The 12,811-nt window shown below is 72.2% G+C and carries 9 protein-coding genes, 2 tRNA genes and 1 other RNA gene; 6 read left to right on the plus strand and 6 right to left on the minus strand.

Annotated elements, in window-relative coordinates; genetic code table 11:
* Positions 1 to 29: 29 nt before the first annotated feature.
* The 5 genes from ACIOHP_RS04150 (at position 30) to ACIOHP_RS04170 (ending at position 3,672) form a co-directional block, all read left to right on the plus strand.
* A complete protein-coding gene (locus tag ACIOHP_RS04150) occupies positions 30 to 965 on the plus strand; it encodes an ABC transporter ATP-binding protein (RefSeq protein WP_401883239.1) in 936 nt (311 codons plus the stop codon).
* Entirely contained in the window at positions 962 to 1,741 is a 780-nt protein-coding gene (locus ACIOHP_RS04155; RefSeq protein WP_401883242.1) for an ABC transporter permease, read from the plus strand. Before ACIOHP_RS04150 ends, ACIOHP_RS04155 begins: the two co-directional genes overlap by 4 nt.
* 16 nt (positions 1,742 to 1,757) lie before the next feature.
* Entirely contained in the window at positions 1,758 to 2,969 is a 1,212-nt protein-coding gene (locus tag ACIOHP_RS04160; protein WP_361553995.1) for a histidine kinase, read from the plus strand.
* Positions 2,966 to 3,574 carry a response regulator transcription factor gene (locus ACIOHP_RS04165; RefSeq protein WP_361483472.1) on the plus strand — a complete coding sequence of 203 codons (609 nt, stop codon included), beginning with the start codon at positions 2,966 to 2,968 and terminating at the stop codon, positions 3,572 to 3,574. The genes ACIOHP_RS04160 and ACIOHP_RS04165 overlap by 4 nt, the downstream gene beginning before the upstream one ends.
* Before the next feature lie 22 nt (positions 3,575 to 3,596).
* Positions 3,597 to 3,672 (plus strand) — tRNA-Gly (locus ACIOHP_RS04170).
* Between the two features lie 35 nt (positions 3,673 to 3,707).
* Here ACIOHP_RS04170 and ACIOHP_RS04175 read toward each other — a convergent pair.
* From ACIOHP_RS04175 to ffs, 6 genes are all read right to left on the minus strand, one after another.
* Complete coding sequence (locus ACIOHP_RS04175) at positions 3,708 to 4,607, minus strand: phosphoribosylaminoimidazolesuccinocarboxamide synthase (protein WP_401883246.1); 900 nt, start codon at positions 4,605 to 4,607, stop codon at positions 3,708 to 3,710.
* Positions 4,608 to 4,699: 92 nt separating this feature from the next.
* Entirely contained in the window at positions 4,700 to 6,205 is a 1,506-nt protein-coding gene (locus ACIOHP_RS04180; RefSeq protein ID WP_401883249.1) for a N,N-dimethylformamidase beta subunit family domain-containing protein, read from the minus strand.
* A 216-nt stretch (positions 6,206 to 6,421) separates the two neighbouring features.
* The gene (locus ACIOHP_RS04185) at positions 6,422 to 8,227 is read right to left on the minus strand and encodes a hypothetical protein (RefSeq protein ID WP_401883252.1); all 1,806 of its coding nucleotides are present in this window, start codon (positions 8,225 to 8,227) and stop codon (positions 6,422 to 6,424) included.
* 404 nt (positions 8,228 to 8,631) lie between these two features.
* Positions 8,632 to 9,885: a phosphoribosylamine--glycine ligase gene (gene purD, locus ACIOHP_RS04190; RefSeq protein ID WP_401883255.1), complete on the minus strand. Its 1,254-nt coding sequence runs from the start codon at positions 9,883 to 9,885 to the stop codon at positions 8,632 to 8,634.
* Between the two features lie 149 nt (positions 9,886 to 10,034).
* The gene (locus ACIOHP_RS04195; protein ID WP_401883258.1) at positions 10,035 to 12,446 is read right to left on the minus strand and encodes a DNA polymerase III subunit gamma and tau; all 2,412 of its coding nucleotides are present in this window, start codon (positions 12,444 to 12,446) and stop codon (positions 10,035 to 10,037) included.
* A gap of 63 nt (positions 12,447 to 12,509) precedes the next feature.
* An RNA gene (ffs, locus tag ACIOHP_RS04200) (signal recognition particle sRNA small type) lies at positions 12,510 to 12,608 on the minus strand.
* Between the two features lie 72 nt (positions 12,609 to 12,680).
* Between ffs and ACIOHP_RS04205 the strand changes: the two genes are divergently transcribed.
* Positions 12,681 to 12,768: transfer RNA gene (locus ACIOHP_RS04205), tRNA-Ser, on the plus strand.
* Positions 12,769 to 12,811: the final 43 nt, after the last annotated feature.

Genomic DNA, 12,811 nt, shown 5'->3' on the forward strand with positions numbered 1-12,811 from the left:
CGGGCCCGGGGCACCGAGATGCTTGAACCATGAACACGAACGTGATTGAGGTCACCGACCTGCGACGCGTCTACGGGGGCGGGTTCGAAGCGGTCCGCGGGATCAGCTTCTCCGTGGCCCGGGGCGAGATCTTCGCACTGCTCGGCACCAACGGGGCCGGCAAGACATCGACCGTGGAACTCCTCGAAGGGCTCACCCGGCCGACCGGCGGCCGCGCGCGGGTCCTCGGACACGATCCCTACGAGGAGCGGGCCGTCGTCAGGCCGCGGACCGGCGTGATGCTCCAGGAGGGCGGATTCCCGTCCGAGCTCACCGTCGCCGAGACCGCCCGGATGTGGGCGGGGTGCGTGAGCGGGGCGCGGCCCGCGCTGGAGGCGCTGGAGCTCGTCGGGCTCGCGCGGCGGGCCGACGTACGGGTGAAGCAGCTGTCCGGCGGTGAGCGGCGGCGCCTGGACCTGGCGCTCGCGCTGCTCGGGAACCCGGAGGTGCTGTTCCTGGACGAGCCGACGACCGGCCTCGACGCCGAAGGGCGCCGGGACACCTGGGAGCTGGTCCGGGCGCTGCGCGACGGCGGTACGACCGTGCTGCTGACCACGCACTACCTGGAGGAGGCCGAGGGCCTCGCCGACCGGCTCGCCATCCTGCACGAGGGGCGGATCGCGGTCACCGGGACACCGGCCGAGGTGACGGCCGGACAGCCCTCGCGGATCTCCTTCGAACTGCCCGAGGGGTACTTCGTGGGCGATCTGCCGCCGCTCGGAGAGCTGGGGGTGCTGTCCCACCAGGTCGACGGCCGGGTCGTACGGCTGCGGACGCGGGAGCTGCAGCGGGCGGCGACGGGGCTGTTGGTATGGGCTTCGGGGGCGGGGGTCGAGCTGCGGGGGCTCGATGTGCGGTCGGCTTCGCTGGAAGAGGCGTTTCTCGGGATCGCCGAAAAGGCGCAGACGAAGGAGCGGGTGGCATGAGCGGCACGACTCTCAGCACGCCGGCCGGGCGGATCTCGGCGCTCGGACGGGCCGAGCTGACGTTGTTCCTGCGGAGCCGGGGCATGGTCTTCTCCGCGATGTTCCTGCCGCTGATACTGCCCTTCAGCGTGAAGGCGGCCCTCCAGGACGTGGACCTCGGGAAGTCGGGGCTCACCCTGGGACTGGTGCTGCTGCCCGCCGCCATCGGGTTCTCGCTGCTCTTCGCGGTGTACACGGCGCTCGTGGGCGTCTTCGTCGGGCGGCGCGAGGAACTCGTCCTCAAGCGGCTGCGCACCGGGGAGCTGCGGGATGCGGAGATCCTGACCGGAGCCGCGCTGCCGGCCGTCGTCACCAGCATCCTCCAGTCGCTGCTCCTGGTGGCCGGCTGCACGGTCCTGCTCGACGTGGCGGCACCGAAGGCGGTGGCGCTCGCCGTCCTGGGTCTGCTCCTCGGCCTGGTGATCTGCGCGTCCCTGGCCGCCGTCACCGCGAGCTTCACCCGCACCGTGGAGAGCGCTCAGGTCACCGGCCTGCCGCTGATGCTGGTCTCGATGATCGGCTCCGGGATCACGGTGCCCCTGGAGGTGCTGCCCGACCGGATGGCCTCGCTGTGCGAGCTGCTGCCGCTCACCCCGGTGATCACGCTGGTGCGCGGCGGCTGGACCGGGGACCTCTCGGTCTACGAGGCTCTCGGTGCCGCGCTGACGGCACTGGCCTGGGCCACGCTGGGCGTGTTTGCTGTACGACGGTGGTTCCGGTGGGAACCGCGGCGCTGATCACGGGGGCGGGGAAATGAGCGGTTCGGGGAGCTGGTGGCGGCAGAAGAGCACGCCGGCCAAGGTGGAGACGTACACGCGATGGTCGTTCCACTTCTTCGCGCTGATCGAGGTCGTCTCGATCGGGCTGCCGCTCTTCGGCGAGATGGTGCCCTGGGTCGCGACCTCGCTGGCGCTCGTGGTGGCCGGGCACGCCGTGATCTGTGCCGTGACCGCGACGCGGGCACTGGACTGGACGCTCGGCCGCCGTGAGCAGCCCGTCCCCATGCTGTGGACGCTCGGCGCCTTCACCGCGGCGGTCGCCGTCATGGCGATCGTGATCGCGGAGCACGGGCCGGGCGGGGACGACGTCGACACCGCGGCCGGCTCGGTCTTCGCCGTCGTGCTGATCTTCGGGGCGGGCACCTTCGCGCTCGGTGTGCGCAGCCGGCGGCGCATGTACTCCGTCGTCACGGGCTTCGCCGTCGGGGCGGGGCTCGTGTCGTTCGCGGGCAGGCCCGGTCCCGCCGCCCTGATCAGCGTGGTGGTGGTCCTCCTCGGCGGCGGATTCCTCGCCTTCACCTCCGCCTTCTCCGTCTGGCTGCTCAACGCCGTCTACGAGCTCGACAAGGCCCGCGAGACCCGGGCCCGGCTCGCCGTAGCTGAGGAGCGGCTGCGGTTCGGGCGCGACCTGCACGACGTCATGGGCCGCAACCTCGCGGTGATCGCCCTCAAGAGCGAGCTGGCCGTGCAGCTGGCGCGGCGCGGGCGGCCCGAGGCCGAGGAGCAGATGGTTGAGGTGCAGCGCATCGCGCGGGAGTCGCAGCGCGAGGTGCGGGATGTCGTACGGGGGTATCGGGAGGCCGACCTCGGGGTCGAACTCACCGGTGCGCAGGGCGTGTTGGAGGCCGCGGGGATTCGCTGCGAGGTGTCCGGGGAGGCGGCCGGGCTGCCGGTGGACGTGCAGTCGGCGCTCGGCTGGGTCGTACGGGAGGCGACGACCAATGTGCTGCGCCACGGAGATGCCGGGCGGTGCGCGGTGGATGTGCGGGTGACCCGCGAGTGCGTGGTGCTGAAGGTGGAGAACGACGGGGTGGCCGCGCCGTCCGGCCCGGGAGGCTCGGGGCTGGCCGGGCTGCGGGAGCGGCTGGCGGCGGTGGACGGGACGTTGGAGGCGGGGCCCGTGGGTGACGGTGTGTTCAGAGTGGTGGCCTCGGTGCCGCTGCGGGTGAGTGAGGTCATGGCATGACGGTGCGACTGCTGCTCGCCGACGACGAGCATCTGATCCGGGGCGCGCTCGCGGCGCTGCTCGCGCTGGAGGACGACCTCGTGATCGTCGCCGAGGCGGCGTCCGGTCCCGAGGCGCTGGCGATGGCGAAGGCGCACACGCCCGACGTCGCCGTCCTGGATCTCCAGATGCCCGGCGCCGACGGTGTGAAGGTCGCCACATCCCTGCGCACCGAACTGCCCGACTGCAAGGTGCTGATCGTGACCAGCCATGGGCGGCCCGGGCATCTCAAGCGAGCCCTTGGGGCCGGTGTGCGCGGGTTCGTCCCGAAGACGGTCAGCGCGCAGCGGCTCGCGGAGATCATCCGCACGGTGCATGCCGGAAACCGCTACGTCGACCCGGAGTTGGCCGCCGACGCGATCTCCGCCGGGGACTCACCGCTGACCGCGCGCGAGGCCGAGGTACTGGAACTCGCCGCCGACGGGGCGCCCGTCGCGGAGATCGCCGAACGGGCCGCACTGTCGCAGGGGACCGTGCGGAACTATCTGTCCTCGGCGGTGTCGAAGCTCGGGGCGGAGAACCGTCATGCGGCGGTACGGCTCGCGCGGGAGCGAGGTTGGGTATAGTGGTTCTCGCGCCACGGCGCATGCGAACGTAGCTCAGTTGGTAGAGCGCAACCTTGCCAAGGTTGAGGTCGCGAGTTCGAACCTCGTCGTTCGCTCCATGTGAAAGCCCCCGGTTTCCCGGGGGCTTTTCGCGTTACGACCAGCTGGTGCCGGTCAGTCGCTCGTACGCCTCGACGTACTTGGCGCGGGTCCGGTCCACGACCTCCTGCGGCAGCGGCGGCGGGGGCTGCTCGCTCTTGCGGTCCCAGCCCGACTCCGCCGAGGTCAGCCAGTCGCGCACGAACTGCTTGTCGTACGAGGGCTGCGCGCGGCCCGGCTCCCACTGGTCGACCGGCCAGAAGCGGGACGAGTCCGGGGTGAGGACCTCGTCGCCGATGACGAGGGTGTCGCCGTCGAAGCCGAACTCGAACTTGGTGTCCGCGAGGATGATGCCCCGGTCGCGGGCGATGTCCCGGCCCCGCGAGTAGACGGCGAGGGTGGCCTGGCGCAGCCGGGCGGCGGTGTCGGCGCCGACCTGGCGGGCGACCTCCTCGTAGGAGACGTTCTCGTCGTGCTCGCCGACCGCGGCCTTGGTGGCCGGGGTGAAGATCGGGGCGGGGAGTTCGCTGCCGTCGGTCAGTCCCTCGGGGAGGGCGAGGCCGCAGACCGTGCGGGACTCGTTGTACTCGGTGAGACCCGAGCCGGTGAGGTAGCCGCGGGCGACGGCCTCCACCGGGACCATCTGGAGCGACTTGCAGACGAGGGTGCGGCCCGCCCAGTCGGCCGGGGCGCCCTCGGGCAGTTCGGTGCTCAGGACGTGGTTGGGGATCAGGTCCCGCAGCTGGTCGAACCACCACAGGGAGAGCTGGGTGAGGATGCTGCCCTTGTCGGGGATCTCCGTCGGCAGCACCCAGTCGAAGGCGGAAATGCGGTCACTGGCGACCATCACGAGGTCGCCCGCCTCGTTCTGGTACAGCTCCCGCACCTTGCCGGTGTGGAGGTGCACCAGGCCCGGAACCTGAAGCGGCTCGGGCTTTTCTACGAATCCGGACACGGTTCCTCCCCGTGGTTCTGTCCAAGTGGCTCGATTGTCCCGTATCGGGACGCTGACCAGGGACAGGGGGTCGGTGGCTGTGACGTACGGGGTCAGTCGCGCTTGCAGATGTGGTCGAGCAGATTTGCGGTGGCGCGCTGGACGCGGGGGTCCACATGTCCGGGGCGGTCCAGGGACGGGGACCACGCGAAGGTGCCGGACGCGAAGACCAAGGCGCCCGAGGGGGCGCGGTAGAGCGAGGTCTCCTGATGGCGGAGAGCGCCTTCGGTGTCGGCGTACGGAGAGTGGGCGAGCAGGATGCGGTCGTCGTGCTCGGGGAGCGGGGTGCGCGGGAAATAGCGGTCGGCCTCACCCGCGACCAGTCCCTCGATCTCGTCGCCGTCGTGGGCGCCGGTGGCCTCCCAGAGCCAGTGGTCGGCGTTGCGCACGATCAGCGGGTGGGGGTCGGGGACCCGGCCCGCGTACTGGATGCCGACCAGCTGCTGCTCGGGGCGGTCGACCTCGCGCCACAGCACCGGCCGGCCCGGGCCCCTGCGCTTGCGGCAGGTCAGGAGGCGGTCGGGGACACCGGACGGGGACGGGCCCAACTCCACCTGCCAGTACATGGTGTTGGCGGAGAGGAAGACCAGCGAGGTGCCGTGGTCGCGGGCGCGCTCCACGGTGCGGCGCATGTTCGCCGACCAGTACTCGTCGTGGCCCGGGAAGACCAGGCCTCGGTAACGGGTGGGGTCGACGCGGCCGGAGTGCAGGTCGCGGGCGTCGGCGTAGGCCAGGTCGTAGCCGTAGCGCTCGGCGAAGCGGATGAAGTCATAGGCGTGGCCCACGTGCAGGGGGAGGCCGGCCCCGGCGTACGGGCGGTCGAAGGAGACGGTCGTGGCGGCGTCCGACTCGCCCAGCAGACCGCCTTCCTCGTCCCAGGCGTGGTAGAGGCTGGCGCCCGTGCGGCCGTCCTCCGGGTAGAGGTTGTACGCCTGCCAGGTGACGTCCGGCAGGAGGAGCAGCAGGTCCGCCGGGTGGTCGTGGCGGACGGTGAACGGGACGTGGGAGCGGTAGCCGTCGGCGGTGGTCAGGACGGCCACATACGCCCCGACGCTCCAGAAGGAGGGGATCTGCAGGCGCCAGCTCAGCCACCAGTGGTGGCAGGAGACCGTGCGGTCCGCGGTGAGCGGCGGGGGCTGGACGATGCCGGAGAGACGGGGGCTGGTGGTGATCTTGGCGGCGCCGTCACCGCCGTAGTGGCCGATGCGGTACACGTCGACGCCGAACTCCTGGGGCGGGTCGACCGTGATGTGGAAGTCGATGGCCTCGCCGGGGGCGACCGCGCCGACCGAGGTGAAGCCCTTGATCTGGCGGCGTACGTCGTCCGCGGCACGGGGGCCGCCGGCGGTGCGCGGGGCGGGGACGCGAGCGGTGTCGGTCCGGGCGCCGGCGGGGGTCGACTGCGGGGAACCGTCCACGTACCAGGGGACCACCTGGCCGGTGCCGTCGAAGTACGTCTCGTCGCCGCGGAGCCAGGGGACGGGGCCCTGGCCGAAGGGGTCCGTCACCGCGTGCGCCAGCGCTCCCGACTCCCAGCGGCGGATCTGCTCCGACCCCATGGCTGCTCCCCTCCCTGGCGCCCCCGTGTGTGAATGCGGCCGTCCGTTCGTACGTGTGACGCCCGTCCTATGTCGTAAGCCCTTGCCATGCGCCCGATCGGTCCCAGCACATCACATTACGCACGCACGCGGTCACTATTCGTTGCGAATTGACCGAAAGTGGAACGAGGTCTTCCGGTAAGGGAGTTGCGCGGCGGCCCGGTCGGCGGGTCTCGCTCAGACGAGGCGGACCGGCTTCTCCGGACGTATGCCGGACTCCAGCAACCAGGTGCGCAGGGGGACCGGGTCGCCGTCCACGATCAGGCTGAGGACCACCGGGCTGAGGTCGGCCGCGCGGTCGCCGTTGATGAGGAGCGTCGGGCCGTCGAGCCAGTCGAGACCGGGGGTGGCTCCCGCGGTGTCCATCGCGGCGCAGCAGACCATGGCCGTGACGTGGTCGGTGAGGAGTTCGCGGGACGTGCGGGGCGGCTGGGGCGGGAAGAGGGGGAGCGCGCCGTCGTCCCAGAGGGTGATGTCGGGGCCCTGGGGGGTGGGTGCGGTGGCTTCCTCGCGGGCCAGTTCGGCCGTGAGGCCTGCGGCGAGGGTGGCGGTGCGTTCGTTCTCTTGTTCGTCGGCCTCGGCCTCGGCCTCGGCTTCGCCTTCGGCGAGTGTGCTCCCGCCCGCACCACTCATGACGGTTTCGTCGTCGGGTTCGGCTGTCGCCGGGGGTACGGACGCCGGGCCGGAGTCCGTGCGCGTCGCCCCGTCGGGCGCCGACGTCGCAAGGTAGTCCAGGACCCTGGACAACGTCGGGGCGTCCGTCTCCGGGCCCGTGGTCTCGGGGGTCCGGCGTACTCCTTGCGCGTCCAGGACTCGGTGGAGGCGGGCCGCGTCGAGGCGCCACTTCCGGTCGACGACCTCTTCGGGGTACTCCTGCCAGCCGACCGGGGACCAGTCGGGGCCGGACTCCGCCGGGCCGCCGTGGAAGAGACGGGCGGCCAGGAGGGAGGTTGCCTCGTCGATCGTGCCGGGTTCTTCCAGGAGGTCACAGGCGGGGCGCTCACCCAGACGGGAGGCGAAGCCCTCGGCCAGACGGTCCCGACGGGAGAGTTCCGTGAGTGCCGCCACCACTCCCGCGTCCAGGCGGGACGGCCAGCGGCCCATCCGCCAGGCGGGCAGCGCCACACGGGTCAGGAGGCGGTCCCAGCCGGCGTAGGCCAGACCCACCTGCTCCTGGGCGACGATCCGCAGGCCGTAGTCCACGCCCTGGGCGCGCTCGGCCGCCGCGGCGGCGACCCCTCGCTCCATCTTGGACGCGTGCTCCCGGCAGCTGCGCAGCAGCAGACGGGCCACCCAGCCGACGCCGGCGCACACCACGCGGATCATCCGGCAGCGGTCGGCCGTCGAGGCCACGGCCACCGCGGCATCCAGACCGCGGACGAAACGGCGGGCCGCGGCTATGTCCGGGTGGGCCGAGGGGCCCGTACCGGCGACGACCGGGGCGAGGACCGCGCGGAGCTCACCGACCCGCATCCACCACAGGAACGGGGAGCCGATGACCAGGACGGGCGCCGCCGTCGTACGCCGCGAGCCACGGGCACCCGTGAGCTCGTCGCGGTCCTCCTGCTTCGGCGGGCCGTGGGACGGGTGGGTGCGGTCCTCCAGCCAGCTGTCGCAGTCCGGGGTGAGCGCTATCGCGGACGGGGCGGGCACATCGAGACGGTCGGCCAGGTCGCGCACCATGCGGTACAGGTCCGGCGCCGACTCCTCGGCGATCGGGACCGTCGGGCTCATGGCGGGGCGGGCACGGGCGACGACCAGGGCGATGCCGGCGGCGGCCAGCAGGACGAGCACGGCGAACGACGTGACGACCCAGCGGGCGGCATGCCAGCCCGGGCCCACGAGGTGGCCGGTGGAGCCTCCGGCGTACAGCACCACGGCGACGGCCGCCGGCAGCAGCGCGACGGCCAGCGCCCGGCTGCGGATGCGCAGCACGGCGAGCGCCCAGGAGCGCGCGGCCTGTGCGCCGGCTTCTCCACCCATACCGGTCACGATCGGGTGTCACCCCCTCCCTGCTGTCCTGGCTGCCTGACTGTCCTGGCGTTGGTCACTCCCCCACTGTGGCACCCCCCACTGACATCGCAATGCCGGTGGGCCAAGTGCCGGAATGCTTGCGCCGCACCCTAGTTGGGGCCCCTGTCCACGTCACCAGGAAAAGGGATCGGTCACTCGATGGAATGGCTTTGGGGAAAGGTGGATGACGGACAGCGAAGATCAGGCCTTGGTTCTTGACCCAAGTTCAGCCCCCGTCCGACATGCGGTTCCCGGCTGATGGAGAGGCCGGTGGCGGGGCCGGGCATACGTCAGGCCCCGAATCCTGAGACGGATTCGGGGCCTGCCGGGTTCATCCGGTCTGCCGGTTTTTCCGGCTGTTCCGGTGGTGCTGGCTATTCGCCCGCCGCGGCCTTCGCCGCGATGTCCGTACGGTGCTGGGAGCCGTCGAGACGGATGCGGGAGACCGCCCGGTACGCCCGCTCGCGGGCCTCGTCGAGGTCCTTGCCGGTCGCCGTGACGGACAGGACGCGGCCACCGGCGCTCACCACGACATCGCCGTCGTGCCGGGTGCCGGCGTGCAGGACGTACGCGTGCGGTGCGTCCTCGGCGGCCACCTCGTCGAGGCCGGTGATCGGGTCGCCGGTGCGCGGGGTGCCGGGGTAGTTGTGCGAGGCGACGACCACGGTGACCGCGGCCTCGTCGCTCCAGCGCAGCGGCGCCAGGTCGGCGAGGTCGCCCTTGGCGGCGGCCAGCAGGAGACCCGCGAGGGGCGTCTTCAGGCGAGCCAGGACCACCTGGGTCTCCGGGTCGCCGAAACGGGCGTTGAACTCGATGACGCGCACTCCGCGCGAGGTGATCGCGAGACCGGCGTACAGGAGCCCGGAGAAGGGGGTGCCGCGGCGGCGCATCTCGTCGACGGTCGGCTGGAGGACGGTCTGCAGGACCTCCTCCACCAGCTTCGGGTCGGCCCAGGGCAGCGGGGAGTACGCGCCCATGCCGCCGGTGTTCGGGCCCTCGTCGCCGTCCAGGGCGCGCTTGAAGTCCTGGGCGGGCTGGAGCGGGACGACGGTCACGCCGTCGGTGACGGCGAAAAGGGAAACCTCGGGGCCGTCGAGGAACTCCTCGATGACGACGCGCTCACAGGAGTTGGCGTGCGCCCTGGCCGCCTCCAGGTCGGGCGTGACGACGACGCCCTTGCCGGCCGCGAGACCGTCGTCCTTGACGACGTACGGGGCGCCGAAGGCGTCGAGGGCCTCGTCGACCTCCTCGGGGGTCGTGCAGACGTAGGAACGCGCGGTGGGAACCCCTGCCCCCGCCATCACGTCCTTCGCGAAGGCCTTGGAGCCCTCGAGCTGCGCGGCCTCCCCGGAGGGACCGAAGACGGGGATGCCGGCCTCGCGCACGGCGTCGGACACCCCCGCGACAAGGGGTGCCTCCGGGCCCACGATCACGAGCTCGGCGCCGAGCTCGGTGGCCAGCGCGGCGACGGCCGTGCCGTCCAGGGCGTCGACCTGGTGCAGCTCGGCGACCTCGGCGATGCCGGCGTTGCCGGGGGCGCAGTACAGCGCGGTGACGTCGGGATCGAGGGACAGGGAGCGGCACAGGGCATGTTCGCGGGCGCCGCTGCCGATGACGAGGACCTTCACGGGGTCAGCGTAACCGGCTCGGGGCTCGGCAAATTGTGCGGGTTGCTGAAGGGACAGAGGAACGGGGTTTGTGGGTTTCTCCGAACCAAGGGCCCCGAGACACGTTCCGACAGGGGTCCCCACCGGGGTCCCGCCTCGTCGAGGAGCCCCTATTCGTTGGTGAACTCCTCCATCACCGTCGCTCCCAGCTCCCGCACGATCAGTTCACGGCCGGAGAGGGCCGATTCATTGAGGTCGGGGTCGTCGTCCTCGGGGATGTCGTCCTCGGGGGAGACCGGGGGCGGCTCAGGGGCGGACGGCCGGGGGGCGGGAGCGGCGGCCGAGGACGGTGTCGCCGGGGACTGTGCGGGGGTGGTGGGGTTGGGAGCGGGGGTCGCCGGGCGCTGCGCCGGGGCGGGGGCGCCGCCTCCGCCGTAGCCACCGGAGGGTCCAGGTGCCCCGGGGGTACCGGGGGTGCCGTAACCGCCACCGCCGCCGTTGAAGCCGGGCGTGCCGCCGCCGGTCTGCGGGGGTGCCGAGCCGCCCGAGGGATCGACGACCGCCTCGATCTTCCACTGGACGTTGAACTGCTCGCCCAGCGCCTGCTTCAGGACCTCCTCGCTGCCGCTGCTCACGAAGTTGTCGCGTGCTCCGGCGTTGACGAAGCCGATCTGGAGGGTGGTGCCGTCGAAGCCGGCCACCTGGGCGTTCTGGCTGAGCAGGATCCAGGTGAAGCGGCGGCGGTTCTTGACGGCCTCCAGGATGTTCGGCCAGAGCATGCGGGGGTCGACGCCGCCGGCCGGAGGTGCGTAGGCGGCGGGGGCGGCCTGCTGGGGCTGGGCGGGTGCGGGCTGGCTCGCCGCGGGAGTGGTGGGTGCGGGCTGGCTCGGGGCGGCCGGGGGCCGGCCGCCTCCGGCGGGGGTCGCCGTGGGCCAGCCGCCGGGGCGTCGGCCGCCGCCCGCCGGTGCCGCGGCGGGCCAGGCGCCGGGGGTGGAGGTGGTGGGGGCCGTGGGGGTGGGAGGGGGTGTGGCCGGGGCCTGAGGAGGCTGGGGAGCCTGAGGAGGCTGGGGCGGAGCGATGCCGGTGTCGCCGGGTACCGGGCCTGTGGGCGTGGACGCGGGCGCGGCTTGGGCGGAGGCGGCGTCGTAAGCCGGGGCCGGGGCGGTGTCCTGGGCGGGCTGACCGGGCTGACCGGGTGCGGAGCCGAAGCCCGGGGCGCCCCCGGCCGCGGGTCCGTTCGCCGCGGGTCCGTTCGCCGCGGGTCCGCTGGGCGCAGGTCCGGTCGGCGGGCCCGAAGCCCGTACCGCCGCCCGGGCCGCCGCGGCACCGCCCCCCGGCGGAACCGGTGCGGCAGCCGCTGCCCCGTGGGCCTCGGGCCCGGGGACGTACCCCATCGCGGGCGCGGTCGCGCCCCCGGAGAAGTGCACGCCACGCTCCAGCCGGTCGAGCCGGGCCATCACGGACCGCTCGTCGCCGTAAGCCGCCGGGAGCAGCACGCGCGCGCAGATCAGCTCCAGCTGGAGGCGGGGGGAGTTGGCGCCCCGCATCTCGGTGAGGCCGGCGTTGACGAGGTCGGCGGCGCGGCTGAGCTCGGCGGCGCCGAAGATGCCGGCCTGGGCCTGCATCCGCTCCAGGACGTCGGCGGGGGCGTCGATGAGGCCGGTCTCGGTGGCGTCCGGGACGGCGGCGAGGATCACCAGGTCCCGCAGGCGCTCCAGCAGGTCGGCGACGAAGCGCCGCGGGTCGTTGCCGCCCTCGATGATCCGGTCGACGACCTCGAAGGCGGCGGCGCCGTCACCGGTGGCGAAGGCCTCGACGACGGAGTCGAGGAGCGAGCCGTCGGTGTACCCGAGGAGGGAGGTGGCCATGGCATACGTCACACCCTCCTCCTTCGCCCCCGCGAGCAGCTGGTCCATGACGGACATGGAGTCACGCACGGAGCCCTGCCCCGCCCGCACGACGAGCGGGAGCACGCCCTCCTCGACGGGGATGCCCTCGTGTCCGCAGACCTCGCCGAGGTAGTCGCGAAGGGTGCCCGGCGGCACGAGGCGGAAGGGGTAGTGGTGGGTCCGCGACCGGATGGTCCCGATGACCTTCTCGGGCTCGGTGGTCGCGAAGATGAACTTCAGATGCTCCGGCGGCTCCTCGACGACCTTGAGCAGCGCGTTGAAGCCGGCCGACGTGACCATGTGGGCCTCGTCGATGATGTAGATCTTGTACCGGCTGCTCGCGGGTCCGAAGAAGGCCTTCTCGCGCAGCTCACGGGCGTCGTCCACACCACCGTGGGACGCGGCGTCGATCTCGATGACGTCGATGGAACCCGGGCCGTTGCGCGCGAGGTCCTGGCAGGACTGACACTCTCCGCACGGGGTCGGCGTGGGACCTTGCTCACAGTTCAGACAGCGGGCCAGGATGCGTGCGCTGGTCGTCTTGCCGCAGCCACGCGGACCGCTGAACAGGTACGCGTGATTGACCCGGTTGTTCCGCAGCGCCTGCTGCAACGGGTCGGTGACATGCTCCTGCCCGATGACCTCGGCGAACGACTCCGGGCGATAGCGGCGGTACAGCGCGAGAGACGACACGCATACGAGGTTATAGGCGCCCACTGACAACCAGCCCCACGCAAGGGACCACCCTTGCCGGGAAACGCAAGCGCCCCCCACGCACCCGCCAGAGCCAACCTACCCTTGCTGCCTTCCGGCCCTGGGGGAGTTCAGTCAGATAGCGCCACGTGAGGGGCTGCCCAAACAGTACCCGATGTCGGGGGCTGGGAACGAGTTCGCGAGCACTCCTCAACGTCTTGTATTGTTTGCCGCGGAGGATTCGCCTAGAGGCCTAGGGCGCACGCTTGGAAAGCGTGTTGGGGGCAACCCCTCACGAGTTCGAATCTCGTATCCTCCGCCAGTGCCTCACCGGGCACGATGTCGAAGGGCCCCACCGCGAGGTG

It is taken from the genome of Streptomyces sp. NPDC087859, from assembly GCF_044742595.1.
In the GTDB taxonomy this organism is placed as follows: domain Bacteria; phylum Actinomycetota; class Actinomycetes; order Streptomycetales; family Streptomycetaceae; genus Streptomyces; species Streptomyces canus_F.

What these genes read in the sequence shown, in the direction of transcription:
- ACIOHP_RS04180 (WP_401883249.1), bottom strand. Translation starts at nt 6,205, where the DNA reads ATGGGGTCGGAGCAGATCCGCCGCTGGGAGTCGGGAGCGCTGGCGCAC.
- ACIOHP_RS04165 (WP_361483472.1), top strand. Translation starts at nt 2,966, where the DNA reads ATGACGGTGCGACTGCTGCTCGCCGACGACGAGCATCTGATCCGGGGC.
- ACIOHP_RS04150 (WP_401883239.1), top strand. Translation starts at nt 30, where the DNA reads ATGAACACGAACGTGATTGAGGTCACCGACCTGCGACGCGTCTACGGG.
- ACIOHP_RS04185 (WP_401883252.1), bottom strand. Translation starts at nt 8,227, where the DNA reads ATGGGTGGAGAAGCCGGCGCACAGGCCGCGCGCTCCTGGGCGCTCGCC.
- ACIOHP_RS04155 (WP_401883242.1), top strand. Translation starts at nt 962, where the DNA reads ATGAGCGGCACGACTCTCAGCACGCCGGCCGGGCGGATCTCGGCGCTC.
- ACIOHP_RS04160 (WP_361553995.1), top strand. Translation starts at nt 1,758, where the DNA reads ATGAGCGGTTCGGGGAGCTGGTGGCGGCAGAAGAGCACGCCGGCCAAG.